The organism is Salegentibacter sp. T436 (genome assembly GCF_001932675.1).
Lineage (GTDB): Bacteria > Bacteroidota > Bacteroidia > Flavobacteriales > Flavobacteriaceae > Salegentibacter > Salegentibacter agarivorans.
In genome coordinates this window covers 3,536,850-3,563,678 of sequence record NZ_CP012872.1, presented here as the reverse complement: position 1 = coordinate 3,563,678, position 26,829 = coordinate 3,536,850, and the positions used below count along the sequence as shown (strand labels likewise).

Genomic DNA, 26,829 nt, shown 5'->3' with positions numbered 1-26,829 from the left:
TAAAATAGGTTTTGCTCGGAAAGAATTGGAAAAATTAGGATTTTAGGAGTCCATGCATGCTGCACAATCAGGCTCCCCGGTGAGTTGTCCGTTTTCATCAATTTCATATTTACAGCATTCATTAAATCGTTGTTTTAAATAGTCTTTTGTTCGCCTAATCCTCGCTTTTACATTAGGCAAACTAATATTTAATTCACAGGCGGTTTCTGTTTGGGTTTTACCTTTGTAGTATACCAAATCAATTACCGGCTTATAATGTGCAGGTAATTCATCAATAAAACGATCGAAACAACAAATATCCTGGTATTCTTCAGTCAAGGCTGTGTTTTCGTCTTTTAAAGAAACAACATATTTATTTTCTCTTTTGAAATAATCATTAAGCTCATTTCGCACAATTTGAAATATCCAGGCCCTGGCTTTCCCGGGATTCTCTAATTGATGCAGATTTTTATGAACTTTAAAAAATGTATTCTGAAAAATATCTTTTGCGGCCGTTTTATTTTTAGCCTTCTTAAGAATAAAAAAATAAACTTCTTCACGATGCTTTCTCCATATTTCCTGCGTGTCCATACTCAAATATAAAGATTTAGTAAGCTACTTCGGGCGAGCTTACGAAGCATTTAGAATTAATTTTTGATTTCGAGGTATCCCGGATGCTTCAGAACGGGGTATTTATCCTGAAATTTTGGGACGGTAACCTAAGAAGGCTGCCCGTTAAGACAGCCTTTTATTTAGTTGCAGCAACTGCACTTACTGCAATCACAGGTTTCGCAAGGACAAGTATTGTCTTTGCAGTTTATACAATTACATTTTGTACAGTTACAATTGGTGCATTTACAGGTATTCATAATTTCAAAAGTTTATGGTTTATAAGGTAGACTGAAAATTAGGAAAAAGGATACTCTGATAATTAAAAAATAATTAATAGATGTTTTGAGAAAGGTTATTAAGGGGGCTTTTGAAATAGGCTATACTATAGGGGATGCTAAGAAAGCTATTAGGGACACCTTGCAAACATTGGGTTTTTTGAATTTTAACCCGATTGAACTCAAACGTACCTAAATGTACTTTTTTTAATTATAGCTTTATTAAGCTAAATATCCTGTTAGTCGAATATCTTACTTAGATAAACGGGTAATTCTTTATTCCGGTGATTTAGTTTCAAAAATAAGAAAGCCCACGCCGTTGTATATGCTATGTGCATTTAGTGAGTGTAGTTTTCCACCTCACCTTGCGGGTGTACAAGCACCCTCGTAAAATTGTCAATCTGTGATAAGTTCAATACCGGCTTTTTCAGCCTTGTATTTTATTTTAGTCATCAATTCATAATAGCTCCAGTTTCGTAGTACAAATTCTTCCTCTATTGCAATTCCTATCTTATCTTCCTGATTTAATAAAATGAGTGTACCCGCCTGGTGCTTAACGCAAAAATCAATTAATTTCCGGCTATACAAGTGCAACCGATTACTCACATAATTTTTTCCAGCTCGTGGAATCTTTGTACTGCCTTTTATCCCAGATTTTAGAAATTTCAAGGTAAGGGATCATCAATGTGCCGTGGGACGATTGAATATAATTGAAAATGGCAAATTAAAAGCGGAGATTGGAAAGGAGATACTGGATTGGTATGAGTTCTCTGGCTTAAAGGATTTGTAAATATAATTCACTAATTTTTTCCTTATTATACTTCGCTCAACTTTTCTTAATGTTTTCTTAAAAAGTTTTAACTTCCCCATTTGAAACAAGACCCTACACATCTTTAAATAATTAATCAAAAATTCACAAATGAAAAAAATTACACTTGTATTTTTAGTGTTGCTATCCATTCTTCCTAAAAACATGCAGTCTCAAGGTGAAGGTGAGGCCATTGCTGCAGTTGCCGGTGGTTTATTAGCAATTGGCGCTGGTGTAGCAGCGGTAGAACAAATGAAAGAACAGGCTGAACTTACAGCTACTCAATGGATCCTGGAAAATCAACCTAATCTCGAAAGCTTTTCACTTAAAACACTGGATTTCGATGGCAAAAAACTTAAGGATATGTCGTCCGCGTCAGTAATGACCTTTAAAATTCAGGAGTTTGAGCCATCGGACAAACCTGACCTTAATGGAAAGAAACAAATACTTTTCGGTTTTACTAGCTATGGCTGGATTAGCGAGTATGGGATCGATTTCACCAAGGTTAAATGGCATCTTATCGATGCAGATGAGTGGATGAATATGATGATTGCCTATGCCAAGGTATCTTCTGATAAATCTAATGAAAACCTTATTGAGGAAACCTTGAGAGATGGTAAAATCGTTAATAAAGGAGTAAAAACTAGAAAAGGAGAAGACATCCCATTTTATAAATTAGATGGCGATATGTACCTGGTAACTGATTATTCTCCTGAAATGAAAATAATTTATAATGAAAAATCTCTTGGAATATTTTTGAAAGAAACCCGGGATTTAGTTCAGATAAGCCGTGGAGCCATTATTGATATTCACGAATTCTTTTATGAAGGTTAAAATTTACTAGAGTCAATATATTCTGAACTCTAAAACTTTTCTTTTACGGTTATCCACACTTTATTTTAAGTTCTAACTTTTAACTTGTGGATAACCTATTACCGATTTAAAACATGAAACTATATTTACCTTTACTATTATTTCTTTTTACAATTTCTACAGGTAAAGCTCAATCCTGTGATGAACTTCTGGCAACCGTTAAAGAGTCCGGATATGGAACCACTTATACAAGTTATGATAGTGACGCGATCTCTAAAGTTACTTTTTATGATCTCAGTATAGATTATGAGACTTACTACTTTGCAGTGGTTTGTTTTAAGGAAGAATATTCTTTGAGTTGTTCTGAATATCTATATCAGGTAAGTTCAAATACTAAACTCAATTACTCGATGAATTATTTGAACAATGCCGGTAAGGCTTTTTGGAAATATATTGAACCTTATAGTGAAAATCTTAGTTGTTCTCCAGATTTTAATTGAAATTTTCAGAACCTTAGTCAATAAAAAGAGCTTTATATTATTGGTTCTATTTAGTTTGATATTTATTCCGGTTTCAGCTTAGGAACTTAAGCAAAGAGTAAAAAAACAAAACCTTCTATCAGTATATGAATAAAATAGCTTAATAACCGACGAAGCTAATTGAATTTTGCTTTAATAACCTTTCGGTATGTTTCTCCTATTGGTAAGCGAATATCTCCATCCAAACAAATACTATTACCTTCAAGCATTTTTATTTTTCCGGAAGGAATAATATATGACCTATGAATTCTTTGAAATTCATTTTTTGGTAGCCTCTCGATAATATCCTTCATATTCTCGTGCGCTATTATTTTATCGGTTTTGGTGTGGATCCTAATATAATCCTTCAGTCCTTCAATATATATAATTTCTTCAGGGATGATCCGGTAGATCTTTCTTTCTGCTTTAATATAGAAATCCCTGCTTTTAGCAAATGAATTGGAATCAGTTTTAAAAGAGTTCTGCCAGGCTAAATATTTCTCAACACTATCATAGAATCGCTGAAAAGAAATAGGTTTCACCAGGAAGTCAATAACCTTATACTTAAAAGCATCTAAGGCATATTCCTGGTAAGCTGAGGTGATAATAAAATTATGATCGGAATGATTACGCATTTCCATAATTTCCATACCGCTAAGTTCAGGCATCTGAAGATCTATAAAAACTAGGCTATTCGTGTATTCCTTAAGAAGCTCGAGAACTTTATAAGTATCACTTCCTGCATAAATAATATTAAGGCTGGAAACCTTTTCAGCATAATCCTTTAGTAAACGGACTGCAAAAGGTTCGTCATCAAGAATTATCGTATTAATTGGTTTTTCCATCGAGCTTAATTTCTAAGTTGGCAATAAAATTTTCTTGATTTTGGTTTATCACAAAAGAATGCGCATCGGGATAATTTATAGCTAAGCTTTTTCTAAGATTATCCAGGCCTATTCCGCCTAATTTATCTTTTTTCTGGTTGCTAATTTTATTAGTGATTTTAAAAAAAAGCCTATTGCCGGTTTGTTTCAAATCCAAAAGAATGGGGTTTTCCTTATTATACTTTCCGTGTTTTAGTGCATTCTCTACTAGAGGGCTTAATAAAAAAGGAGGAATTTGAACTTTGGGCTTGTCTATAGTAATTTCAAAAATTACAGTATTTTCATCTTCGTGCCTTAATTGGTCGAGTTCAATATAAGATTTTATATAATTAATCTCCTGCTGTAAATCAATCCTCTCTTTATTTGTTTCGTAAGTGGTGTAGCGCATCAGTTCACCCAGTTTTTCAATGGCCGGCAGCGCTTTATCAGATTTAAAATAAACAAGAGAATAAATATTGTTAAGGGTGTTAAACATAAAGTGGGGGTTGAGTTGAGCTTTTAGGAACTTTACTTCCGTTGCGCTTTTCTCTTCAAGAATATGTTTATTGTATTCCAATAGCCGGACATTAAAAATCAAAATCCAAAGTATGGAACTAATTATTAGCGGGAAACTGCCATAATATAGATTATCATAGATATAGTAGCTAATCGAGGTTCCTTCAAAATAATTACCGTGGCCGATAAATTGTTCAATTAAGACTTCTTCCAGGGTGTATCTCAGGAAGATAAATACTATAAATCCAGAGGCAATACCGATAAGAATTCTTTTCCAGTTGAGCTTTTCATATACCTTTGGAAGGATGAGTATATAGTTAAAATAGAAGGTGGCTAGAAAAACGATACTAGCTGAGATCTCGAAGATATCTAATTTTCTGAAGGTAAAAAGATAGGGGTTTTCAAGATCAAATTGAATAAGCTCGAAGTAAGTAAAGAGTAACCAAAAAAGGCCATGTAAAAGGAACTCTTTTCTTTTAGTCATTGCGCCGATATAGGGAAAAGGTTTCATAAGCGTAAAACTATAACATTCTAAGCAGGAGTAGGGAGGGGTTTGTCGAAAAGTAGAAGGGGTTTGTAGAAAAAATCTTTCAGCCTCCCATATAAATATGAATTTTGAGGAAACTTAAAAATTAAAGAAATGAGAATTACATTGATTATTATGGTGCTTCTGAGTATCCAGTTACAAAGCCAGGAATTACAAGATCCAATAAAATTTGAAAACACGGTTAAGGTATTAAATATGGGGACTTTTCATATGGGATATACTCCAGATGCTACTACTACCGAATTCGATGAGCACGATCAAAGAAATATTGAGAAGGTTCATCAAATTGCTCAGTCCATTGCTGAATTTAAACCGACTGTAATTATTGTAGAAACCTTGCCCGATAAAAATGAAGTTCTACAGAGTAATTATAAAGATTATCAGCAAAACCCTGAAATGAATTTTAAAAATCCTTCAGAAGTGGAATTATTAGCATTCGAAGTAGGTCGTCTGGCGGGCACTAATCGTATTTACGGGATAGACTTTAAAGAGGGGTATAACTACAGAATCGGAGAGAAAATAAATGACAACTACGGGTATGAAACCTACCGGAAATATTTCTCAGTATTAGATTCCTTACAGAAGCAATATCCTGAGGAGAAGATGTCTGTTTTGCAAAAATTACAAATGAGCAATACGCCGGGATATAAAGATATGTTGCTCAATATGAATGCTGATATATTAACTCATATTTCAACGGAGGGAAATGCAGAAGGAGCAGATGAAGCTGCAAAATTGTATCATCGGAATTTGGTTATGTATTCTAATCTTAACCAAATTGAATTAGAAGAAGATGATCGTGTCTTTATCCTTATGGGAACTACCCATACTGCTTTTTTTGATATGTGGTTAAAAAGAAGCCCAAAGTATGAAGTAATAAATACCAATAACTACTTAAAATAATATACGTCCAAACTTATCCATTAAGTAAAGAACCAAATCAAGAAATTTTAAAAAGATAAAGCCAGGCCAATGCCGTTTTGATTTCCTATGAAATTAAAGGTAACCTGAAATGGATTGGGCGGAGAGTAATTAACCTGGTTACTTCTTTCTGCTGCTTTAAAGGCCTGGTTATTTGCCCTTATGGAAATAGGTATGGCCACCCCAATAAAAGCTGCACCAACTCCGGCTAATGCCCATGGGGCATCCTGATTGGAAGAAATCTCTACTTAAGCTAACTGATAAAAACAATAGGAGAGAACACTGAGAGCTCAATTTCTAGGTAAAAGTATTGTATCAGCTCACTGGTGAAATAACCGGTTAGCTCACTTGGTATGAATTGTAAGTTGATAAGTTTCAAATGTTAAAAATATGGTTTGCACCTATTTTACACCTCATCTACTCGTAGCTCCAGTGTTTTAGGGAATAGAAAACTTCTGTATTGGTTGGGCTAAGATTTCGACGTGGATAAATCCGCAGGATTTGTCCGCATAGAAATCAGGTTAAATATATGTTTTACTTTTAGTTTTTGCACTGTCGCCACACTGAATTATAGCCGCTGTTATACACAGGTATATTTTTTAAAATATTTAAAGTCAGATTAACGAGGTGAAATTCAAGTTATTTCAGGTGAGTCCAAAATTTCTTCGATATCTTGTTTGGAAAGTGGTTTGTGATAAACTTTCTTAATCAAAGAATATGATTGAGCTTTTAACTTGTCGCTTTCATCTGTAGAGGATGTCACAATTTATAGTTGAAGTTTATTAAAAGGACCAAAGTTTATTTGTTCGAGGCTGTCTAAAAATTCCCATCCATTTAATACTGGCATATTAATATCTAAAAGTACAACAATAGCATCGGTCGAGTTTAGTAAGGTCTCTAATAATGCTAAACCTACCGCTCCGTTATCACCTTGAAGACAATTAACGGAACTATCCAGGTTATGAATCATTCTTTGGATAACTAACCTGACTATCGGATCATCATCTACTATAAGTACTGTTTTTTTCATTGTAATTGTTGTGCCTCGGCAATCATATTCTTTATAATTTCATCCAATTCATTTGCCGATTCTCTCAAATGATTTAACCACATTAAGGTATCATCCAGACCTTTATCACTATCCTCAATTACGTTCATAACTCCCAACATTCTTGCAAGGGGCGCCCGTACTATATGTGACTGGGTCCAGGCAATATTTTTAAGCTTTTTATTCTGTATTTCAATTTGTCTTACATAATTATTTCTGCTTATTTCAAAATTCTTTCGCTCTGTGATATCATTCATGGCTCCTACCATACGGATAGGTTTTCCTTCTTCATCTCTGATTACAATACCCCTGTCAATCACATCGGCAAAAGTACCGTCATTTTTTTGATAACGATACTCAGCAGTCCAGTTAGGTTGGTCAGGTCTTTCGAGTGAGCTATAAATACTTTGCACTACCCTTTCCCGATCCTCAAGATGGATGTGACTGGACCAGGACGCTAAAGTTGGAGTAATTTTTTCAATGTGGTATCCAAACAGATTTTTGAAACCGGCTCCTAAATACTGCGTATTTTCTAAGATATTCCAATCCCATATCGCATCATAGGTTGCTTCGGCAACTTTTTCAAAACGTTCATTGGATTGAGAGAGATGAATTTCTGATTCTTTTCTCAGTGTTATGTCTTTAAAATAAACAGATAGCCCTTTGGTTGAGGGATATACCGTCACTTCGAGCCATACATTCAATGTCAGGTAAAACTCTTCAAAAGTCACATTTTCTTGAGTTTCCATGGCTTTATGAAATTGTCGGTAAAATTCAGTTTCAATGGCATCAGGATATTCATCCCAAAGGTTTTTTCCAATGATGGTATCCCTTTTTCTACCTAAAAGCTTTTCGGCTTCTTTATTCCAATAAGTTACTATCCAATCTTTGTTTACATTGTAAAAAGCATCTCCGATACTTTCCAATATGTCGATTTTTTCCTGATAGGCTTTTTCAAGTTTTTCTGCCGCCTGCTTACGTTCATCTATATTCCTGAAGTATGCAGATATGCCACCTTGCGATGGATAGGCATTTATTTCATACCATTTTCCATCTCCCGGGTAATAGTATTCAAATGATTCCTTTTTTTTCGTATGGGCTACTCTTTGATAAATTTCCAGAATGGGGGTATCTGCACTTGCCGGGAATAATTCCCAAAAATTCTTACCCAAAACATTAGCAGCCTTCTTTAAGAGTAAGTTCTCGGCTTCCCTGTTGAAATAAGTAAAATTCCAGTTTTTGTCCACGGCATAAAAAGCATCAGATATGCTTCCCAAAATCTCCCGAATCTGAAGCTCCAGCAACTTAGAAGTATGAATGTCCTGAAAACTGCCATATATCCGCCGGCATTTCCCTTGAATCATTTCTGCATTACCAATTACCCTAACCCACCGTTCTTTCTTTTTCTCAGTGATTATTACAGCTTCAAAGTCAAATTCGGCTCCAGTTTCAATAGATTTTTGTACAGCATCTTTTACCATTGATCGAAAATCTTCCCTGTAAAAACTAAAGCTTGTTTCTAAATCTGGCGTGAAAATTTTCGGGTTTGTTTCGTGGAGTTCGTGGACCATATCTGACCAGCGAACTTTGCCCCCTACCACATCAATTTCCCAACTTCCAATTCTAGCAAGTTTTGATGCCTGTTGGTAATAGTAGCTGTTGGAGTCTTGTTTATGCTCTTTCATTTTTCCATTATTTTCCTGTGCTCTATATACTTGTGCATAACTCGTTACATCAAAACGAATGTAAGAATTTAAAAGCTATAGCTACAGGATAACAGCAGGAAAGGGAGCTAACGGGTGAATTTATTACTTTAAATTTAGAAAATATTCATAGCTAAATCCCCTGTCAATTTAATGTACCTTCTTGTACCTTCGTTTGTCACCCCGCATGTATAGGGAGAAGCCAAATAATGTATTGGAAAGTAAACAGGGAAAATTAAAAACTTCCATCAAAAGCAAATTATGCTATACTTTCCTTAAAAGACCATCTTAGGCTGTATAATCTTCCTAATTTTATTCTTTTAATAGAGAAACAGTAAGCCTTTATGCGCATTATTAATGCCAACCAAAATAATCTCAACAATATAACTCTTAACATTCCGGAAAATCAATTAATCGTTGTTACCGGATTATCGGGGTCCGGCAAATCCTCCCTGGCAATGGATGTGATTGCTAACGAAGGCTACCGCTATTTTTTAGAGAGTCTCCCAGCTTATAATCAACAAAATGCGCAGTTAATTCCCACTGCTGAAGTAGACGATATAGAAGCCCTACCGCCTGTCATTAAAGTAGAACAATCGAAGCGCTTTCAATCAATTAATACAACTTTTGGAACGCTTTCAGAAATTGCATCTGTCTTCAGAATTTTATTTGCCCGTTATTCCGCAGAAGAGACGATGAGCAAATCGCTTTTTTCTTTTAATCATCCCAAAGGGGCCTGTGAATATTGTCACGGGATTGGTGAGGCAGAATATATTAATCTTGATAAATTGGTGGGCGATGAAAACAAAACCCTTCGAGAAGGCGCCATTACTACAACCTTGCCGAATGGTTATATTGTATATTCTCAAATTACAGTAGATGAATTAAATAAGGTATGCCAGGCCCATGGTTTTAGTGTAGATATTCCCTGGAAAAATCTCACCAACGAACAAAAAGAGGTGGTTTTAAACGGAAGTGATCGCATTAAAGTTTTTTTTGGAAAGCATACTTTGGAGTCCCGGTTAAGATGGGAAGGTTTAAAAGCAAAACCCCGGGAAGAAGGATTTTATAAAGGAATGCTTCCCATTATGAAAGATATTCTGCGACGAGACCGCAATCCCAATATCTTAAAGTTTGCGAGCTCCAGAACCTGCCCCAGTTGTAAAGGAGCACGTATTAAAGCTGATCATCTGGATTACCAATGGAAAGGGCTAAATTTCCAGGAATGGATGGATTTACCTTTAAATTTTTTATACGAAAGCCTGAAAAACCGGAGTTTAAAAGATGGGGAACAGCTTTTGGTAGATAAGATTTGTACACAGTTGTTCGACCTGATACGACTTGGAATGGAGGAATATCGCTTGAGTACTCCCAGTACCGAAATTTCTTCGGGAGATGCGCAGCGTATAAAACTCATAAAACAGGTAAACAGTAGCCTGCAGGGAATTCTCTATGTTTTTGATGAACCTTCCATCGGTTTATCTGAGGAATACCAGAACTATTTACGGCATATTTTGAATCGGTTGATAAAGCGTGGTAACACGGTTATGGTGGTAGAGCACGATTTAAATTTTATAAGATCTGCCGATTGGATAATCGAATTAGGACCCGAAGCCGGGGCTTACGGGGGAGAAATTCTTTTTAACGGACCGGTTAAAGAGTTTTTAAATGCCGAAAATTTATCGAGTCCAACCCTGGCTGAAATACAAAAAGAAAATTCAAAATCTGAAATCGAACCTCCAAAAATCTCAGTAGATACATTTTCTCCCACAGCTGGAGAATTAATCGTTGCGAACAGAAAAACATCTGAATTTCTTCAAAAGCTCGAGGTATATTCAACAAAAGAAGATTTAAAGCTGCTTACGGTTTCAGATCAGCCTATAGGTAAAACCCCCAGAAGTAACCCCGCGACTTATACCGGCCTGGCTGATAAAATACGCGATCTCCTGGCAAAATCACCGGAAGCCAAAGTTCTAAAATTAGCTAAAGGTGCCTTTTCTTTCAATAATAAGCGCGGGAGATGCGAAACCTGTGAAGGGGCAGGGGTGATTACACTTTCTATGAATGTATTGGGTACTATTAATCAGGTTTGTCCTACCTGCAATGGCCAGCGTTCTAAGCCGGAAGTTTTGAAAGTGGAGTGGAACAATAAAAATATTGCCCAAATCTATAACCTGAGTATAGCTGAAGCTTTTGATTTCTTTTCCGGGGAAAATAAGATCACCAAAATCCTCGCTTTAATGCTGCAATTAGGCCTGGGTTATATTAAACTTGGCCAGCCATCAAATACCCTGTCTGGTGGCGAAGCACAACGAATTAAGCTCACCAAACATTTTGCAAAACAATCTAAAAAAACACTATTGTTGTTGGAAGAACCAAGTATTGGATTACACCAGCAAAATGTGCGGCAGCTGCTAAAAGCTTTGCATCAGCTTAAAAATCAAACCGCGGGGATTATTTGCTTCGAGAATCATCAGCTTTTTCAATCTTCGTGTGATATCCTGGTAGAAAATAATAATAAATCTTCCTTACCGGAATTTAAAGAATCACCAGACCAGCGTAGGGATACTATTGCCGTAAAAGGAGCTAGAACCCATTATTTAAAAGACCTGGAAGTAAATTTCCCTAAGAATCAATTATCTGTAGTTACAGGAATTTCGGGTTCGGGTAAATCTTCTTTGGTGATAGACACCCTGCACGGTTATGGATTACAGGAAATGACCAAACAGTTTTCGAGTTATCAGCAATCCAGGGTAGGAGTTAATTTTCAGTTTGATGTAGATTATATTGAAGGGCTCACTCCAACTATTTGCGTTACCCGTAAAGAAAAAAGTTTTACAGAACGTTCAGATATTGCTAAACAAACGGGAATAGATAAGATCTTACGCTTTGCTTTTTCCAGAAAAGCGCAATACGAAGGAGAAGAATTATCTGCCAGCCATTTTTCTAACAATCACGAATTGGGAAAATGTGTTGTATGTGATGGGATGGGGCAGGAACTGCTACCCGATTTAGATAAAATAGTCCTGGACCAAAATAAAAGTATTGCCAACGGTCTTTTTGAGCACAATAAATCCTTGGCTTATTACGGTCAGTCGAACAGTCAATATATGGCAATTGTAAAGGAGGTGGGAGCTCAATATAATTTTAATCTGGAAACACCTTTTAATGAGCTAAGCCACGAACAGAAAAATATTCTAATTAATGGAGCAGGCGAAACTGTATGGAAGGCCAACTGGCAGTTCAAGACCAAAACCCGGGAAGGAATTCAGGAGGTAAGTATGAAATGGGAAGGGCTTTTCCATTACTTAAAAGATGAATATTATAAAACCCGGAAAAATAAAAATATTGAAAAGCTAAAAGCCCTTTTTTCCCTCAACGCATGTAGCCATTGTTCTGGAAGTGGATTAAAACCGGAAAGATTAGTCTTTAAAATTGGAGGAAAATCTATTCACGAAATACGGTCAATGGACTTTAAAGCTTTGGAAAACTGGCTTTTGGTTAATTCCAGGATAGATGAAATGGATCAAAAACTCATCCTTAGAATTCAGCCTCATTTAATTAATACTATTAAGCGCGCAAAGCAGTTGCACATTGATCATCTTCAATTAAACCGAAAATCAATGACGCTTTCCGGCGGAGAAAATCAACGTGTAGCGCTTATCAAGCAGTTAAATAGCCCGCTTAAGGGTATTGCTTATCTTTTGGATGAACCTTCAGCAGGACTGTCTAATAACAATATTCCCGACCTGGTCAATATCCTAAAAGAACTCGTGGAAAAAGGAAATACAGTTATTGTAATTGAGCATAATAAAGAGATTATTTTGAAGGCTGATAAACTAATTGAAATAGGACCAAAGGCGGGAAAATTAGGAGGTTATCTTACTTTTCAGGGAAATTCACAAGAATATTTGAAACAAAAGGATTCTCCTCCTTTTTTAAAAGAACCTTCTCAACCAATTATTTTAAAAGAATCAGAGAATACTATTTCCTTCCGAAAAATCTCCAAACATACTTTAGTGAAAGCTGCTCTGAAAGTGCCAGTTGGTGGCATTACTGCTATTAGCGGTAAATCTGGAATAGGAAAAACGACCTTAGTAAAAGACATCCTGATTCCGAGTATTGAAACCGGAAAACCGGTAAATTGTGAAAGCATAAAGCTCCCGAAAAAATATTCAGAAGCGCATTATTTTGAGCCTAAAAAACTTAGAACCCACGCAAATACCTTATTGGTTTCTTATTTAGATCTACTAAAGGAAATAAGTAAAATATTTGCCAGTGAAACAAACTTGAAGCCCCGGGATTTTTCATATAAAACAAAAACCAGTCAGTGTGAAAACTGCAAAGGAAAAGGCTATCTGGAAACCAGCCTGGATGTAGCTGCCAATGCGATTGAAAAATGCGAAGTTTGTAGAGGGAAACGTTACCAGCAGCATATTTTGGAACATACTGTAGATTCAAAAGATATTGCTGAGGTACTCGCCTTTAATCTAATAGAATTAAAACAGTGGTTTGAAGAAATGAAGGTTTCAGAGAAAATTATTTCATTTTTAAATCAGATGGAGAAAATCGGTTTGGTGCATCTTCACTTAGATCAGGCTGTACAATCACTTTCTTCGGGAGAAAAGCAACGATTATTACTTTTGAATTGGCTGCAGAGTCCAACTACCAATGCTCTTTATATTCTTGACGAACCCAGCACCGGATTGCATTATGCCGATATTGATCTTTTGTTTGAAATACTGAAAAAACTCAGTAAAAACAATGATTTATTAATCATAGATCATAATCCATATTTATTACAAAAGATTGGAGTTGGGGTGGTTTTAGAATAAAATTTATGACTGAAAAACCTTTTCTTTTTTCCTTAAACTTCAGGATTTTTTCTATTTTTAAACTGTTTTTAGTGATTTCTATGAATCCTAATTAGTTAATAATTCAAATTCATTCAATTTTACATTCATGAATAAATTAGTTGTTAGCAGGAGATCGGAATGGGCCAACAGGGCCAGAAAAATCGGGTTATATCTTAATGATAAGAAAATTGATACCATAGGAAATGGAGAATCATAAGAATTTACATTGGAACCCGGAGATTACAAATTGAAAGCAAAAATTGATTGGTGTGGCAGCCAGGTTCATCATTTTGAAATAAAAGAGAATGAGGTAACAAAAGTAGAACTTACTGGATTTACCCAAAATAAATGGGTGCTACCTATATTGGTATTTATTCAAATGATTCTTCTTGTTTTATCATACATTATTGAGGTAAATAGTGTTTTAATGATCGCTTTCTCTACGTGTCTGTTAATTTATATAATCTATCCAATTACTTTTGGTAAAAATAATTACCTCAAATTAATCCCAGGATAATTAAACCCGTAACCTTCAGCATAATTGATAAATTCTAAAAAATTTGATAAAGATGAATAAAGTAAGGATTACCGGTTTAGGATTATTAGCAATTGGCATTAGCTTAATTTCCCTGTTTGAAGGAGATTTAGCCGGTATAGCTGCGGGCTTACTTACAGGTTTGGGAATTGGTTTATTGGTAACCGGCCGTTTAAGATTTCAGAAGTAAGTGCTCACATTTAATTTTCTTCAAAAGAAAAAATAGCTTCTATTGGCAATTTAAAAAGCCTGGAAATTCTAAATGCCGTTGGCAAACTGGGATCGAATTTCTCTTTCTCTATGGCATTAATTGTTTGCCGCGAGACCCCAATAATATCTGCTAAATCTTCCTGAGTATAGCTATTTTCGGCTCTTAGTACTTTTAATTTGTTTTTCATGCGTAGCGTTTGGTATTTACGGTGACTAAAACCAAATAGGTTAGGCCTATAAAAATTACCAGGTTGCTTATTTCGGCATTATATGCAATTAAATTGGTGGCATCAAGTAGAGAATAAGTTAAGCCAACTACTACCGCTAAGCCTAAGGTTAAAGCCAAAGATTCTAAATGAATTTTCCGCTCCAGCTCATCAAAATTATTGAACATTCTCCGGTTCGCAATAATCATTAAAATTCCGTGGACAAAATTTACTGAAACTGCCAGTGTGGTTAATACACTATGATCGTCCCAAATGTATTTGGGGCCAAAAGAGGCAAGGGCAAGGGTAGTCACCCAGCTCCAGGTCCAAATGGCAAGGTTGTAAAGATTCTTTTTTCGTTCTGCTTTCATTTTTAATGTAATTAATAGTTTACTTTATGTAATGTTTACTTTACAAGTATACGCAATTAATTTAAATGTAAAGTTTTATTTACATAAATTTCTTTGAGATTCAGAAAAAGAATGATGTTAAGGGATAAATTAGTATCTTAAATTCTAAATAATTATCCTAATGAAAAGAGTATTTCAAGTATTAATATTATTTCTTGCTACAGCGGCTATGGGGCAGGATTCCGAAAAGCAAAAGGAAGAACAGATAAAATAACTTATTAAAAATTCTTTTCAAGAGATATTTTCTAATATGGAGCTTCAAGCGCTTGAGACTTATTGTACCCCAGATTTTTTACTTCTGGAAACCGGGGAAGTTTGGGATATGGAAAAGATGAGGAATTATATTAAAAAAGCGAGTGAGCAAAAATCACAGGTGAAAAGGATTAACTCTTTTAATTTTATTGAAATAAAAATTGAAGGAAAAATGGCCTGGGTGGCCTATCACAATAAAGCTGAATTTATGTCTGGAGATGAGGTAGTAAGGGAAATAAACTGGCTGGAAAGTGCCTCTGCCATTCTCACTGATGAAGGTTGGAAGCTTCAGCTTCTTCATTCTACCATAGCGAACAAAGAGTAGTAGTAATTTGATGCTGGCAGTATATAGCTTTTTAAATCTCAATTATTTGGTGAAAATAATTTTCAAAGCTTTCTTTCACTATCTTTACTGGGTTAATGCTAAACTATTTAGAAATTATGGCAAAAGAAAAATCACCTTCAAAGAATTCGGCTAAAAAAGAACCGGTTTTGAGTTTAAAGGAAAAGCGCGCTGCTAAGGCCGCAAAGAAAAAGAACAGAAGTTAATTAGATATTTTATTAAAAGAAAGAGGCTGTCTGAAAAGGCAGCCTTTCTTGTTGGATTATTTTGAGGTTTTTATTATTTTCATGTAATGAAAGCTAAAGTTGTATTTAAGACCTATAACCAGTCGCAGTTAAGTCTTTTACCTCCCAGTTATGATGATTTGGTTCCTGTAAATCATCCCGTTAGAATCGTCAATACGATTATTGATCAAATCGACATCGCTGACCTGGAGCGAAGTTACAAAGGAGGTGGTACTTCCAGTTACCATCCTCGGATGCTTCTTAAGGTGATCATCTATGCGTACCTGCGCAATATGTATTCCTCTCGTAAGATAGAACAGGCTCTTCTGGAGAACATTCATTTTATGTGGCTCAGTGGTCAAAGTAAACCTGATCATAATACCATCAATGATTTTAGAGGAAAACGCTTAAAAGGGAAGTTTAAAAATATTTTCAACCAGGTGGTTCTTTTACTGGCTGACCAGGGTGTATTATCTTTAAAGGAACTCTTTGTGGATGGCACTAAGATAGAGGCCAATGCCAATCGCTTTACTTTTGTATGGGGTAAATCTATCAAGAACAGTAAAGAGCGTATTAAGAAACAGCTTCGGGAACTATGGTCTTATGTGGAAAAGGTTTATGACCAGGAACAATTGCTTCCTAATGAGCCTGATTTTGAGGCTATCGATCCGGATGAAGTAGCCAAAACCATTGATGCCATTAATGACGCATTAAAAGATAAGGAGGTCGATAAAAAAGTAAAACAAAAGCTCAACTATGCCAGGAAGAACTGGCCTGGGAACCTGAAGAAATACCAGGAGCAGGAAGCTATCCTGGGAAAACGCAACAGCTATAGCAAGACCGACCCCGATGCCACTTTTATGCGGATGAAAGATGATTATATGCAGAACGGGCAGTTAAAACCTGGGTATAACCTTCAGGCTTCCACCAACAACCAATTCATTACCAATTATACTTTAGCCCAAACCACCGCCGATACCACTACCTTAAAAGACCACCTGCAAGATCATATAGATTCCTACGATCAAACACCTGAGAGCCTTACCGCAGATGCCGGCTATGGCAGTGAAGAGAATTATACCGATTTAGAAGAAAAAGAAATTACTGCCTATGTGAAATACAATTACTTCCATAAAGAGCAACGCGATAAAAAGCACAGAGAAAACCCATTTCATCCGGACAATCTGTTTTATAATAAAGAAACCGATACGTATTATTGTCCGATGGGCCAGGCGATGAAGAAGGTAAGAAGTTATGAGAGTGAAACCACTACCGGTTTTAAGCAGCAAATCCATCGGTATCAGGTCGCCAACTGCAAGGGATGCCCTTTGCGAGGCAGCTGTCATAAAGCCAAAGGGAACAGGACTCTCGAACGTAATCACAACCTGATTCGCCTCAAGGAAAAGGCCAGGAACCTACTGCTAAGTGAAGAGAGAATAGCACATCGCAAAAGAAGATGCTGGGATGTTGAAGCCGTCTTTGGAAATATCAAGCAAAATATGGGCTTTAAGCGGTTTATGTTGCGGGGAATGGATAAAGTAACTACTGAGATAGGATTAATAGCTATGGCGCACAACTTAAGAAAATTCAGTATCGCATAGCAAGGGGGCGCTGCTTTGCCTTTTTTTATCAGAAAGAAGATTTACAAAAAGAAGAATCGCTTCCTCTTACAAAACATTTATAAAGAAAAAGGGCCATCTAAATACTTTTTAGACGGCCTCTTTTATATAGGTTCAAAATATTTTACTTTTTCTTAGGTTCAAAAACCGGTAATAATTGGCTGCTTACTTCGCCAAAACCAATTCTACGGCCTTTGCTTTCGCAATAACCACGCATAATTACCGTATCGTGATCTTCAATGAATTTTCGTTCGCTACCATCTTTAAGTTTTACTGGCTTTTCACCTTTCCAGGATAATTCTAACATAGAACCATAACTATCTGGGGTTTTCCCTGAAATAGTTCCCGAAGCCATCATATCTCCAGAATTTACCGGGCAACCATTAACGGTATGATGTGCTAATTGCTGACTCATATTCCAGTACATATGCTTGAAATTGGTTTTTGACAGCGGAGTTTCTTCAGAATTTTCCGGTTTAAGGGAAACTTCAAGATTAATATCAAAGCTTTTCTTGCCAGTGCTTTGCAAGTATGGAAATAATTCTACTTCAGGTTTAGGTCCTTCAGTTCTAAAAGGCTCTAAAGCATCTAAAGTAACAATCCACGGTGAAATTGAAGAAGCGAAATTCTTGGCAAGGAATGGCCCTAAAGGTACATATTCCCATACCTGGATATCTCTTGCGCTCCAGTCGTTAAACAATACCATTCCAAAAATGTATTCTTCGGCTTCTTCTATGGGTATTGGTTCTCCTAACGGATTAGCGTCTGTAGTGATAAAAGCCATTTCAACTTCAAAATCTACTCTTTTTGAAGGTCCAAATACAGGAGTATCAGAATCTTTTGGTTTTGTTTGTCCCTGTGGCCGGTGTACCGGGATTCCACTTGGGATTATAGAAGAACTTCTTCCGTGATAACCTACAGGAATGTGTAGCCAGTTTGGTAATAATGCATTGTCTGGATCACGAAACATTGTTCCTACATTGGTAGCGTGCTCTTTGCTCGAATAAAAATCGGTATAATCACCCACCTGAACCGGCATTTGCATTTCAATCTCGTCTAGCGTAAAAAGTACACGGCTTCTATGCTCTTCATTATCCCTTAATTTATCATTTTTTGCGTCAAAAATTTCGGCAATTCGGTTACGTACCAATCGCCATGTCTTTTTTCCGTCAGAGATAAAATCGTTTAGGGTATCCTGTAAAAATATATCATCGGTTAACGGGATTCCTTCAAAATAGCCCAATTGGTGCAGTGCGCCAAGGTCTATCGCAAAGTCTCCAATACGGGAGCCTATGGTAATTACATCGTCCCGGGTTAGGAATACCCCAAAAGGAATATTCTGAATAGGGAAATCGGTATTTTCCGAAGTTTCCAACCAGGTTTTTCTATTTGGGTCGTTAGCTGTAATAGGCATATAATTTTTTGTTTTTATTAAGAAATCTAATGAATCCAAATATATTATTTTCCTGTTATTAACCGAATGTATTTCTTACTTTTGATGAATATTTAACGTAAACTTTTGAAATGCAACGAGACACCGAAATTTTTAATTTGATTGCGGAAGAAAAAGAACGCCAACTTAACGGACTTGAGTTAATTGCCAGTGAGAACTTTGTGAGCGAGCAGGTTCTGGAAGCTGCAGGTTCTGTACTTACCAATAAATATGCTGAAGGTTACCCGGGCAAACGCTATTATGGCGGTTGCGAAGTGGTAGATAAAGTAGAACAACTGGCTATAGATCGTTTAAAGGAATTATTTAATGCCGAATATGCCAACGTACAGCCCCATTCGGGATCACAGGCGAATACCGCGGTATTTCATACCTGCCTTAACCCGGGAGATAAATTCTTAGGATTTGATCTTTCTCATGGTGGGCATTTAACCCACGGTTCTCCGGTAAATTTCTCCGGAAAACTTTATAATCCTGTATTTTACGGGGTAGACAAGGAAACCGGACTTATAGATTACGACCAGGTTGCTGAAATTGCCAAAAAAGAAAAACCTAAAATGATTATTGCTGGAGCATCGGCATATTCACGAGAAATAGATTATAAAAGATTTAGAGAAATAGCTGATAGTGTTGGCGCAATTTTGTTTGCAGATATTGCGCATCCTGCCGGGCTTATTGCCAAAGGATTAATTAGTGACCCAATGCCACATTGCCATATTGTAACTTCAACCACGCACAAAACTCTTCGTGGGCCTCGTGGCGGAATTATAATGATGGGTAAAGATTTTGAAAATCCATTTGGTCAAAAATTGAAAAACGGAAAACCTAAAAAAATGTCTACTTTGCTTAACAGCGGAATTTTTCCTGGAAACCAGGGTGGGCCTTTAGAGCATATTATCGCTGCAAAAGCGGTTGCCTTTGGTGAAGCTTTAACCGATGAGTTTTTGCATTACACAGTTCAGGTTAAAAAGAATGCAGCGAAACTTGCCGAAGCATTTATGGATAAAGGTTATGATATAATTTCCGGTGGTACCGATAATCACTGTATGCTTATAGATCTTAGAAATAAAAATGTAAGCGGAAAAGAAGCTGAAGAAGCTTTAAGTAAAGCTGAAATTACCGTTAATAAAAATATGGTTCCTTTTGATGATAAATCACCTTTTGTAACTTCCGGAATTAGAATTGGTACCGCTGCAGTAACAACCCGCGGACTTATTGAAGCTGATATGTCTAAAATTGTAGATTTTATTGAGCGTGTGATCACTAATATAGATAATGATAGTGAACTGGAAGCGGTTAAAAATGAAGTAAAAGCTATGATGAAGGGAAAACCACTATTTAAAGTGTAATTCTTTCAATACTGGATATAATTTTAAAAGCTTATTTGAAAAAGTTTTTTTCGTGTTAGATCCTGAAACAAGTTCAGGATGACGGAAATAGCACACTTTCAAATAAGCTTTTTTTTTTCGCTTCTCTGAAATGAATAGAATTATTGCTGAAAAACCTTCTTTAATTCTTCTGAAATCTTGGTTGGTCTTTTCATTTTCTGATCCATAAGCGCCCAGGTGGTTTTGGCTTCTACCAAAACTTTTTCGGTTTCAGCATTTTTTATAATCACGTGCCGCACAGATTTTACGTGAGTGGTTTCACCAACATAGGTTTGCAGTAAAATCTTGTCGCCCAAAAAAGCCTGTTGCTTATAACTTATTTCGTGGGTAACCACGATCCAGAAAAATTTCTCATTTTGCTCTTTGGTGGCTCGTGCTTCCCAATGCGCTTTGGCAACATCCTGCACCCATTGTACATACTGCACGTTATTCACATGGTTCTGTTCATCTAAATGCCTTTCTTCAACTAAAAAGCTTTGTTCAAATATTTCTGGTGTTTCAGCCATTATTTTTCTATTATTTCTACTTCAAAAACCTTGTCCCAGTTTTTCCCGGTCACGTAAAGTTTGTTAGTATTTTGGTTATAGGCAATTCCATTTAAAACGTGATTTTGAGAATCCAAATCATCAAGATTACCTAAGCGTTCCCGCAATCCCCTAAAATCTATTACACCTTCTATTGCGCCGTTTTCAGGGTTAATAATAGTCACACTGGGAAACTGGTAAGTATTGGCATAGATCTTTCCCTCAACCCATTCCAGTTCATTAAATTTTGAATAAATTTTAGTGTTGGTAGCTACCTGTATAAAATCTTTTTCAGCAAGAGTTTCTGCATCAAGAATCCAAATTTTTTCGGTGCCATCGCTTTTATAAAGTTTTTTACCGTCGTTACATAAACCCCAACCTTCTTTACTCTGGTTATAGCTAAAAGTACCGGTTTGTTCAAAGTCATCTAAATTGTAGATTAAACCTTCTTTTTCTCTCCAGGTTAGCAGGTAAAGTTTGTTATTAAGAATGGTAAGTCCTTCGCCAAAATAAGTGTCCTCCAGGTTTATTTTATTTAAAACTTCGCCGGTTTCCAGGTTGAGTTTTCTTAACGAAGAATTACCATATTGCCCGGTGCTTTCATATAAAGTGTCCTTATAAAATTCCAGCCCTTGAGTATAAGCTTCGCTATCGTGCGGGTATTCCTTAATTACTTTATAAGTATATGCTTTTGGAGATTGGTTGTTTAAGATTTTTAGGTTATCACTAATTGTATCGGTTTCCCCTTCAGAAAAAACTATAGCTTCCAGTTTTTGGCGTCCTAATTTTGTGTTTTCAAGTGGAACCGAAAAAGAAGTTTCCGCTATTAAAGTTTGAAAATATTTTTGCTGAAAATAAAGTTGAATAGAATCAATTTCACGGTCTTTTAGGTTTTCTATAGAGCCTTCAATTGTTTCTCCAAGCTTAAATTCAGTCTTATTTTCGGCAGTTTTCAGCTTAAAATAAGAAGTTTTTTTATCAGAATTGCTTCCGCAGGAAAAAAATAAAAATCCTAATATTAACAGGGACAGGAACTTAAATTTATTCATTGATCTTTTGCATTAAATACCTTGCTAAAATACTTAATTCGGTTTAAAAAATACTTGCGCAAAGTAGGAAAGATTGTATATTTGCAGCGGCAAGTCCCACACAACCAGCTCCTGCTGAATCCCCCAGGGCGGGAACGCAGCAAGGGTAGGCGGTCGTAGCGGTGTGATGTGGGGAGCTTGCCATTTTTTGTTTCTAAAAGGTTCTAAATTTTATCGCATCTTTGCAGCCTATGAAAACAAATGCATCTCCTCAAAAAGTAGTGCTTATAACCGGAGCTTCTTCCGGAATTGGAAAATCTATAGGCGAATACCTTTCTAAACATAATTTTAAAGTTTACGGTACCAGCCGGAATCCGGCGAAGATATCTCATCCTCCTTTTGCGATGGTTGCTTTAGATGTAACCAAAAAGGAAACGATTACCGCTGCTGTTGAACAAATAATTGCTGAGGAAGGCAAAATTGATGTGCTTATCAATAATGCAGGTGTTGGAATTACCGGCCCCATTGAGGAAACTCCAGATGAAGAAATAGCAAAAGCTTTTGAAACAAATTATTTTGGACCTATAAAAGTGATAAAAGCAGTTTTGCCTGAAATGCGAAAGCAAAACAGCGGACTTATCATAAATATTACTTCTATTGCCGGTTATATGGGTTTGCCTTACCGCGGAATTTATTCAGCTTCAAAAGGAGCTTTAGAACTTACTACCGAATCTTTTAGAATGGAATTGAAAGATTTCAATATAAAAATGACCAATATTGCTCCCGGAGATTTTGCTACCAATATCGCAGCCGGTCGTTATCACGCTCCCGTTCTGGAAGATTCTCCTTACAAAGAACCTTATGGTAATACCCTGAAATTGATGAATGAAGATGTAGACGCGGGGAAAGATCCATTTGTCATGGCTAAAGTAGTGTATAAAATTATTCAGGAAAAAGATCCTCGTGGGCATTATAAAGTAGGGGAGGCGCTTCAGAAATTTTCAGTGGGTTTAAAGCGAATTTTACCCGATAAAGTCTATGAAAAAATGCTGCTTAAGCATTATAAGTTATAATTTTGTAAAAACAACACATTAAACAATTAAAGATTATGAAATTTTTTATTGATACCGCCAATCTTGATCAAATAAGGGAAGCCCAGGCACTTGGGGTTTTAGATGGTGTAACTACCAATCCCTCTTTGATGGCGAAAGAAGGAATTTCCGGAAAAGATAATATTTACAAGCATTACAGGGAAATTTGTGAAATTGTAGACGGTGATGTGAGCGCTGAAGTGATCGCAACCGATTTTGACGGAATTGTTAGAGAAGGCGAGGAACTGGCAGAATTGCACGAGCAAATTATTGTAAAAGTTCCTATGATCAAAGAAGGGGTTAAAGCGATTAAATACTTTAGCGATAATGGGATTAAAACCAACTGTACATTAGTTTTTTCAGCAGGTCAGGCTTTGCTTGCGGCCAAGGCTGGAGCTACTTATGTTTCTCCTTTTATTGGACGTTTAGATGATATCTCTACTGATGGTTTAAACCTTATTGCAGATATCAGGTTGATATATGATAATTACGGATTTGAAACTGAAATTCTTGCAGCTTCTGTGCGTCATACCATGCACGTTTTAGAGTGCGCAAAATTAGGCGCCGATGTAATGACCGGGCCACTTTCTTCTATTGAAGGTTTATTAAAACATCCGCTTACAGATATTGGTTTAGAGAAATTTTTATCTGATTATAAGAAGGGAAATCAATAAGAAATTGCTGAAGTAAAATTTACGGAAAGGCTATTTAGAGAGTTTGCGTCAAGCTGAATTTATTTCAGCTTCTAACATCTTAGATCCTGAAACAAGTTCAGGATGACGATAAATTTAAAAGAACTCTCTAAATAGCCTTTTTAATTGTTCAAAAACTCCAAAATTTGTCTTTCAAAATTAGGAGTGTTAAGTTGTGCTTCACCGTTTACTATATTCCCCTGTGTATCTATAAAAATAAGTTTGTTGAGGTAGTTTTTGAGTAGATTAACATTGATGTTAGCCGAATTTAATTTGTATTCTCGCTCTTTATTCATCCCATACACTTCTACAGTATTCTTCCAGGATTGTTGAGAGTCGTTATCAATATTAATTCCTACAAATTCCAGTTCAGGATATTTTTCCCGTAAGGTAGAAATAATAGAATGTTGCCATTTATAATGTTCTGGTGCTTCCATAGACCAATGATAGGTAACTATGGGTTTATCTGAAATTTCTTTTAGCGAAACGGTATCTTCTTGAAAATTGGTTAAAGATAAATTTCCAATATTATTCCCCGGAAGCAAGCTTTTTTGAATTCCGGCCATTTGTTTTAAGTCGGGAAGATTTTTTCCATTAAACTTAATGTCTTCAAGAATACCCAGAATACTGTCAATCTTTTCAGCATTGTTAGAAAATACCATTCCTTGAATTGCCAGGCGGTTTATAAATATATTTTTGATTTCGCTTTTTTCTATCAGTGAATCGGCAAGGCTAATTCGATATTGAATATTGTCTACCGAGTGTAATTCAAAGCAATCTGCATTGGTGTCATACTCTTCCAGGCATCTTTCAATAGAACGGGTTCTTAGATAATCTTCAATAAAATTAAGATAACCGTAATACTCTTTAAGCTTGGTGTCGTTAAAGTTAAGATAGCCGCGGTAATCGTGAAAATCATCTGGAATTTGCTGGGCTAGTTCGTTATAGTATTTTTTTACTAAAAACGTGTAACGTTCTCTAAGATGGTAAAAATCGTAATCTATACTGTTATTGGCGAGGTCTAAAAACGATTCAGAAAAATTCTTCTTTTCGTTTAATTTTTCTAATTTATTTTTCCTTTTATTTTTAATAGAATCGGTAATTCCGGCAAACTCGTTGGGATTTATTTTATAATAGGAAAGCATTAAGTTATTGTTCCTTTCATTATTAAGAAACATATCTAGCAAAAAACTGCTTTTAGCAGCTCCAGGACCGCTAAAATTAAGCGATTCATCAAACTGCATAGTGTTTAACCAAACCAAAACACTATCACCGGGCTCCAAATACATAATTTGATTTTCGGGCGGGTGGTTAAAACTATAAATCCCGGCTTCTAAACCTTTAAAATTTTTCCCAAACTGGTTATTTTGATCCAGGAAGAGCGTATCTATGGTCTCATTATCTTTGGAAAGAATAAAATAGGGGTTGTAAGGGTTCATAATTTGACCGCCAACAAAAGTTCCTTTCTGGTCTTTTTGAGAGTCATTACAACCGGTAAATAATATAACTCCGATAAGAAAAAAAAGTAAATAATATTTCATGCAGATCTTTAAGAACTAAGGACTTGAAATGCTATTGATTTTGGCATCATCCGCAAATATAGTCTGAGCCAAATACCATGAATGTTAATCGGGAGTTAAAAGAATAATAAAAACGTTAATCTTTAGATAAGTGTTGAAGTTTGGCTATTTTTGCAAAAATTTTCAAATTCTATTTTTATGCTTTCAGTATCAAATCTTTCGGTTCAATTTGGCAAGCGTGTTTTGTTTGATGAAGTGAACACCACTTTTACCCAGGGCAATTGCTATGGGATTATTGGAGCCAACGGCGCCGGAAAATCTACTTTTTTAAATATCCTCTCAGGAAAATCTGAGCCTACTTCCGGGCGTGTTCATCTTGAGCCGGGAAAGCGAATGTCTGTACTGGAGCAAAATCACAACCTTTATGATGATACGCCGGTTTTAGATACCGTAATCCTGGGAAATAAGCCTTTAGCTAAGATTAAAAAGGAGATGGATGAAATCTATATGAAAGAAGATTTTAGCGATGCCGATGGAGAAAGAGTAGGGGTTTTGCAGGTTGAATTTGAAGAAATGAACGGCTGGAATGCTGAAAGTGATGCCGCCTCTTTACTTTCTAACTTAGGGATAAAAGAGCAACACCACGCTACTTTAATGAAAGATCTTGATGGTACACAAAAAGTTAGGGTGTTATTGGCGCAGGCACTTTTTGGAAATCCAGATGTACTAATTATGGATGAGCCTACCAATGATTTGGATTATGAAACCATCTCCTGGTTAGAGAATTTTCTGGCAAATTATGATAACACAGTGATCGTGGTTTCTCACGACCGTCACTTTTTAGATGCTGTTTGTACCCATGTTTCTGATATCGACTTCGGAAAAATAAATCATTTCAGTGGTAATTATACCTTCTGGTATGAGTCCTCTCAACTTGCCGCTAGACAGCGTGCTCAGCAGAATAAAAAATCTGAAGAAAAGAAGAAAGAATTACAGGAATTTATACAGCGTTTTAGCGCGAACGTAGCCAAATCTAAACAGGCTACTTCCCGTAAAAAAATGATTGATAAACTTAATATTGAAGATATAAAACCTTCCAGTAGAAGGTATCCTGCAATTATTTTTGAACGTGAACGTGAAGCCGGAGACCAGATCTTAAATGTAGAGAAACTGGAAGCTTCTATAGAAGGCGAAACGCTTTTTAAAAATGTGAACATCAACCTTGCAAAAGGTGATAAAGTTGTAGTTTACTCTAGAGATTCTAGAGCTACCACCGCTTTTTATGAAATTATAAATGGAAACCAGGAACCGGTATCTGGTAAATATTCCTGGGGAGTTACCACTTCTCAATCTTATCTTCCGCTAGATAACTCGGAGTTTTTTGAAAATGATCTTACTTTGGTAGATTGGCTTAGACAATGGGCTAAAACCGATGAGGAAAGAGAAGAAGTTTATATACGCGGATTTTTAGGTAAAATGTTATTTAGTGGGGAAGAAGCACTAAAAACTTGTAAAGTTCTTTCTGGAGGTGAAAAAGTACGTTGTATGTTAAGCCGAATGATGATGATGCGGGCTAACGTTGTAATGTTAGACGAACCTACAAACCACCTTGATTTGGAATCTATTACTGCTTTTAATAATTCGCTAAAGAATTTTAAAGGAACGGTAATGTTCACCACACACGATCACGAATTTGCACAAACAGTTGCCAACCGTGTAATTGAACTAACACCAGGCGGAGCTATAGACCGTTATGCTACTTTTGATGAATATATGAGTGATAAAAAGATCAAAGAGCAACGTGATAAAATGTATGCTGTAGAGGCTTAAAACAACTTGAATTGTAAAAATAAAAAATCCCGCAGATAGCGGGATTTT

General features: G+C 36.1%; 22 protein-coding genes, 1 other RNA gene and 1 pseudogene. 12 read left to right on the top strand and 12 right to left on the bottom strand.

The genetic code is table 11. The features are described 5' to 3' along the window. Window positions 1-42: 42 nt before the first annotated feature. Window positions 43-570 carry a sigma-70 family RNA polymerase sigma factor gene (locus tag AO058_RS15850; protein ID WP_075327428.1) on the bottom strand — a complete coding sequence of 176 codons (528 nt, stop codon included), beginning with the start codon at window positions 568-570 and terminating at the stop codon, window positions 43-45. A gap of 692 nt (window positions 571-1,262) precedes the next feature. Further along, a pseudogene (locus AO058_RS15840) lies at window positions 1,263-1,481 on the bottom strand (hypothetical protein); the annotation flags it as partial. A 304-nt stretch (window positions 1,482-1,785) separates the two neighbouring features. Between AO058_RS15840 and AO058_RS15835 the strand changes: the two are divergent. Continuing rightward, window positions 1,786-2,508 carry a hypothetical protein gene (locus tag AO058_RS15835; RefSeq protein WP_037320651.1) on the top strand — a complete coding sequence of 241 codons (723 nt, stop codon included), beginning with the start codon at window positions 1,786-1,788 and terminating at the stop codon, window positions 2,506-2,508. A 113-nt stretch (window positions 2,509-2,621) separates the two neighbouring features. Next, window positions 2,622-2,987 carry a hypothetical protein gene (locus tag AO058_RS15830; protein ID WP_075327426.1) on the top strand — a complete coding sequence of 122 codons (366 nt, stop codon included), beginning with the start codon at window positions 2,622-2,624 and terminating at the stop codon, window positions 2,985-2,987. 155 nt (window positions 2,988-3,142) lie between these two features. On the opposite strand, the gene AO058_RS15825 is transcribed toward AO058_RS15830, so the two are convergent. Then, window positions 3,143-3,850, bottom strand: a complete 708-nt coding sequence (locus AO058_RS15825; RefSeq protein ID WP_075327425.1) for a LytR/AlgR family response regulator transcription factor — start codon at window positions 3,848-3,850, stop codon at window positions 3,143-3,145. Continuing rightward, the gene (locus AO058_RS15820) at window positions 3,834-4,868 is read right to left on the bottom strand and encodes a sensor histidine kinase (protein ID WP_232228848.1); all 1,035 of its coding nucleotides are present in this window, start codon (window positions 4,866-4,868) and stop codon (window positions 3,834-3,836) included. Before AO058_RS15820 ends, AO058_RS15825 begins: the two co-directional genes overlap by 17 nt. Window positions 4,869-5,024: 156 nt before the next feature. On the opposite strand from AO058_RS15820, the gene AO058_RS15815 reads away from it, so the two are divergent. Next, window positions 5,025-5,834 carry a DUF5694 domain-containing protein gene (locus AO058_RS15815; RefSeq protein ID WP_075327423.1) on the top strand — a complete coding sequence of 270 codons (810 nt, stop codon included), beginning with the start codon at window positions 5,025-5,027 and terminating at the stop codon, window positions 5,832-5,834. 784 nt (window positions 5,835-6,618) lie between these two features. Here the strand turns inward: AO058_RS15815 and AO058_RS15810 are convergent. Then, window positions 6,619-6,882 carry a response regulator transcription factor gene (locus tag AO058_RS15810; protein WP_075327422.1) on the bottom strand — a complete coding sequence of 88 codons (264 nt, stop codon included), beginning with the start codon at window positions 6,880-6,882 and terminating at the stop codon, window positions 6,619-6,621. After that, complete coding sequence (locus AO058_RS15805) at window positions 6,879-8,585, bottom strand: PAS domain-containing protein (RefSeq protein WP_075327421.1); 1,707 nt, start codon at window positions 8,583-8,585, stop codon at window positions 6,879-6,881. Before AO058_RS15805 ends, AO058_RS15810 begins: the two co-directional genes overlap by 4 nt. Window positions 8,586-8,947: 362 nt before the next feature. On the opposite strand from AO058_RS15805, the gene AO058_RS15800 reads away from it, so the two are divergent. Together AO058_RS15800 and AO058_RS18440 are read left to right on the top strand one after the other, a co-directional pair. Next, window positions 8,948-13,438 (top strand): ATP-binding cassette domain-containing protein, encoded by a 4,491-nt coding sequence (locus AO058_RS15800; protein WP_075327420.1) that lies wholly within the window; start codon window positions 8,948-8,950, stop codon window positions 13,436-13,438. Window positions 13,439-14,028: 590 nt separating this feature from the next. After that, complete coding sequence (locus tag AO058_RS18440) at window positions 14,029-14,184, top strand: hypothetical protein (RefSeq protein ID WP_156858153.1); 156 nt, start codon at window positions 14,029-14,031, stop codon at window positions 14,182-14,184. A gap of 10 nt (window positions 14,185-14,194) precedes the next feature. Here the strand turns inward: AO058_RS18440 and AO058_RS15790 are convergent, their stop codons facing one another. Together AO058_RS15790 and AO058_RS15785 are read right to left on the bottom strand one after the other, a co-directional pair. Then, window positions 14,195-14,392, bottom strand: a complete 198-nt coding sequence (locus tag AO058_RS15790; protein WP_075327418.1) for a helix-turn-helix transcriptional regulator — start codon at window positions 14,390-14,392, stop codon at window positions 14,195-14,197. Continuing rightward, the gene (locus AO058_RS15785; RefSeq protein WP_075327417.1) at window positions 14,389-14,781 is read right to left on the bottom strand and encodes a hypothetical protein; all 393 of its coding nucleotides are present in this window, start codon (window positions 14,779-14,781) and stop codon (window positions 14,389-14,391) included. Before AO058_RS15785 ends, AO058_RS15790 begins: the two co-directional genes overlap by 4 nt. Window positions 14,782-15,070: 289 nt before the next feature. Here AO058_RS15785 and AO058_RS15780 point away from each other — a divergent pair, with 289 nt between their 5' ends. After that, window positions 15,071-15,397, top strand: a complete 327-nt coding sequence (locus AO058_RS15780) for a DUF4440 domain-containing protein (protein ID WP_075327416.1) — start codon at window positions 15,071-15,073, stop codon at window positions 15,395-15,397. A 310-nt stretch (window positions 15,398-15,707) separates the two neighbouring features. Beyond that, entirely contained in the window at window positions 15,708-17,240 is a 1,533-nt protein-coding gene (locus tag AO058_RS15775) for an IS1182 family transposase (RefSeq protein WP_075327415.1), read from the top strand. Between the two features lie 142 nt (window positions 17,241-17,382). On the opposite strand, the gene fahA is transcribed toward AO058_RS15775, so the two are convergent. Continuing rightward, the gene (fahA, locus tag AO058_RS15770) at window positions 17,383-18,672 is read right to left on the bottom strand and encodes a fumarylacetoacetase (protein WP_075327414.1); all 1,290 of its coding nucleotides are present in this window, start codon (window positions 18,670-18,672) and stop codon (window positions 17,383-17,385) included. Window positions 18,673-18,782: 110 nt separating this feature from the next. On the opposite strand from fahA, the gene glyA reads away from it, so the two are divergent. Then, the gene (glyA, locus tag AO058_RS15765; RefSeq protein WP_075327413.1) at window positions 18,783-20,057 is read left to right on the top strand and encodes a serine hydroxymethyltransferase; all 1,275 of its coding nucleotides are present in this window, start codon (window positions 18,783-18,785) and stop codon (window positions 20,055-20,057) included. A gap of 140 nt (window positions 20,058-20,197) precedes the next feature. Here glyA and AO058_RS15760 read toward each other — a convergent pair whose 3' ends face one another. Continuing rightward, window positions 20,198-20,602, bottom strand: a complete 405-nt coding sequence (locus AO058_RS15760; protein ID WP_075327412.1) for an acyl-CoA thioesterase — start codon at window positions 20,600-20,602, stop codon at window positions 20,198-20,200. After that, on the bottom strand, window positions 20,602-21,669 hold the full coding sequence (locus AO058_RS15755; protein WP_075327411.1) for a glutaminyl-peptide cyclotransferase: 1,068 nt from the start codon (window positions 21,667-21,669) through the stop codon (window positions 20,602-20,604). Before AO058_RS15755 ends, AO058_RS15760 begins: the two co-directional genes overlap by 1 nt. 87 nt (window positions 21,670-21,756) lie before the next feature. Between AO058_RS15755 and ffs the strand changes: the two genes are divergently transcribed. The 3 genes from ffs (at window position 21,757) to fsa (ending at window position 23,413) form a co-directional block, all read left to right on the top strand. Beyond that, window positions 21,757-21,855, top strand: an RNA gene (ffs, locus tag AO058_RS15750) — signal recognition particle sRNA small type. A gap of 44 nt (window positions 21,856-21,899) precedes the next feature. After that, on the top strand, window positions 21,900-22,721 hold the full coding sequence (locus tag AO058_RS15745) for an SDR family oxidoreductase (protein ID WP_075327410.1): 822 nt from the start codon (window positions 21,900-21,902) through the stop codon (window positions 22,719-22,721). A gap of 35 nt (window positions 22,722-22,756) precedes the next feature. Beyond that, window positions 22,757-23,413, top strand: coding sequence for a fructose-6-phosphate aldolase (fsa, locus tag AO058_RS15740; RefSeq protein WP_075327409.1), 657 nt, complete (start codon window positions 22,757-22,759; stop codon window positions 23,411-23,413). Window positions 23,414-23,553: 140 nt separating this feature from the next. Here fsa and AO058_RS15735 read toward each other — a convergent pair whose 3' ends face one another. Continuing rightward, a complete protein-coding gene (locus AO058_RS15735) occupies window positions 23,554-24,972 on the bottom strand; it encodes a TlpA family protein disulfide reductase (protein ID WP_075327408.1) in 1,419 nt (472 codons plus the stop codon). 177 nt (window positions 24,973-25,149) lie between these two features. Here AO058_RS15735 and AO058_RS15730 point away from each other — a divergent pair, with 177 nt between their 5' ends. Continuing rightward, on the top strand, window positions 25,150-26,781 hold the full coding sequence (locus AO058_RS15730) for an ABC-F family ATP-binding cassette domain-containing protein (protein ID WP_075327407.1): 1,632 nt from the start codon (window positions 25,150-25,152) through the stop codon (window positions 26,779-26,781). The last annotated feature ends 48 nt before the right edge of the window (window positions 26,782-26,829 follow it).

Excerpts from the sequence above, each read along its gene's own strand:
- AO058_RS15805 (WP_075327421.1), bottom strand. The coding sequence starts at position 8,585 with ATGAAAGAGCATAAACAAGACTCCAACAGCTACTATTACCAACAGGCA.
- AO058_RS15780 (WP_075327416.1), top strand. The coding sequence starts at position 15,071 with ATGGAGCTTCAAGCGCTTGAGACTTATTGTACCCCAGATTTTTTACTT.
- AO058_RS15810 (WP_075327422.1), bottom strand. The coding sequence starts at position 6,882 with ATGAAAAAAACAGTACTTATAGTAGATGATGATCCGATAGTCAGGTTA.
- AO058_RS15835 (WP_037320651.1), top strand. The coding sequence starts at position 1,786 with ATGAAAAAAATTACACTTGTATTTTTAGTGTTGCTATCCATTCTTCCT.
- AO058_RS15825 (WP_075327425.1), bottom strand. The coding sequence starts at position 3,850 with ATGGAAAAACCAATTAATACGATAATTCTTGATGACGAACCTTTTGCA.
- AO058_RS15815 (WP_075327423.1), top strand. The coding sequence starts at position 5,025 with ATGAGAATTACATTGATTATTATGGTGCTTCTGAGTATCCAGTTACAA.
- AO058_RS15735 (WP_075327408.1), bottom strand. The coding sequence starts at position 24,972 with ATGAAATATTATTTACTTTTTTTTCTTATCGGAGTTATATTATTTACC.
- AO058_RS15760 (WP_075327412.1), bottom strand. The coding sequence starts at position 20,602 with ATGGCTGAAACACCAGAAATATTTGAACAAAGCTTTTTAGTTGAAGAA.
- AO058_RS15755 (WP_075327411.1), bottom strand. The coding sequence starts at position 21,669 with ATGAATAAATTTAAGTTCCTGTCCCTGTTAATATTAGGATTTTTATTT.
- AO058_RS15775 (WP_075327415.1), top strand. The coding sequence starts at position 15,708 with ATGAAAGCTAAAGTTGTATTTAAGACCTATAACCAGTCGCAGTTAAGT.
- AO058_RS15850 (WP_075327428.1), bottom strand. The coding sequence starts at position 570 with ATGGACACGCAGGAAATATGGAGAAAGCATCGTGAAGAAGTTTATTTT.
- AO058_RS18440 (WP_156858153.1), top strand. The coding sequence starts at position 14,029 with ATGAATAAAGTAAGGATTACCGGTTTAGGATTATTAGCAATTGGCATT.
- AO058_RS15745 (WP_075327410.1), top strand. The coding sequence starts at position 21,900 with ATGAAAACAAATGCATCTCCTCAAAAAGTAGTGCTTATAACCGGAGCT.
- AO058_RS15730 (WP_075327407.1), top strand. The coding sequence starts at position 25,150 with ATGCTTTCAGTATCAAATCTTTCGGTTCAATTTGGCAAGCGTGTTTTG.
- AO058_RS15800 (WP_075327420.1), top strand. The coding sequence starts at position 8,948 with ATGCGCATTATTAATGCCAACCAAAATAATCTCAACAATATAACTCTT.
- fsa (WP_075327409.1), top strand. The coding sequence starts at position 22,757 with ATGAAATTTTTTATTGATACCGCCAATCTTGATCAAATAAGGGAAGCC.
- fahA (WP_075327414.1), bottom strand. The coding sequence starts at position 18,672 with ATGCCTATTACAGCTAACGACCCAAATAGAAAAACCTGGTTGGAAACT.
- AO058_RS15785 (WP_075327417.1), bottom strand. The coding sequence starts at position 14,781 with ATGAAAGCAGAACGAAAAAAGAATCTTTACAACCTTGCCATTTGGACC.
- glyA (WP_075327413.1), top strand. The coding sequence starts at position 18,783 with ATGCAACGAGACACCGAAATTTTTAATTTGATTGCGGAAGAAAAAGAA.
- AO058_RS15790 (WP_075327418.1), bottom strand. The coding sequence starts at position 14,392 with ATGAAAAACAAATTAAAAGTACTAAGAGCCGAAAATAGCTATACTCAG.
- AO058_RS15820 (WP_232228848.1), bottom strand. The coding sequence starts at position 4,868 with ATGACTAAAAGAAAAGAGTTCCTTTTACATGGCCTTTTTTGGTTACTC.
- AO058_RS15830 (WP_075327426.1), top strand. The coding sequence starts at position 2,622 with ATGAAACTATATTTACCTTTACTATTATTTCTTTTTACAATTTCTACA.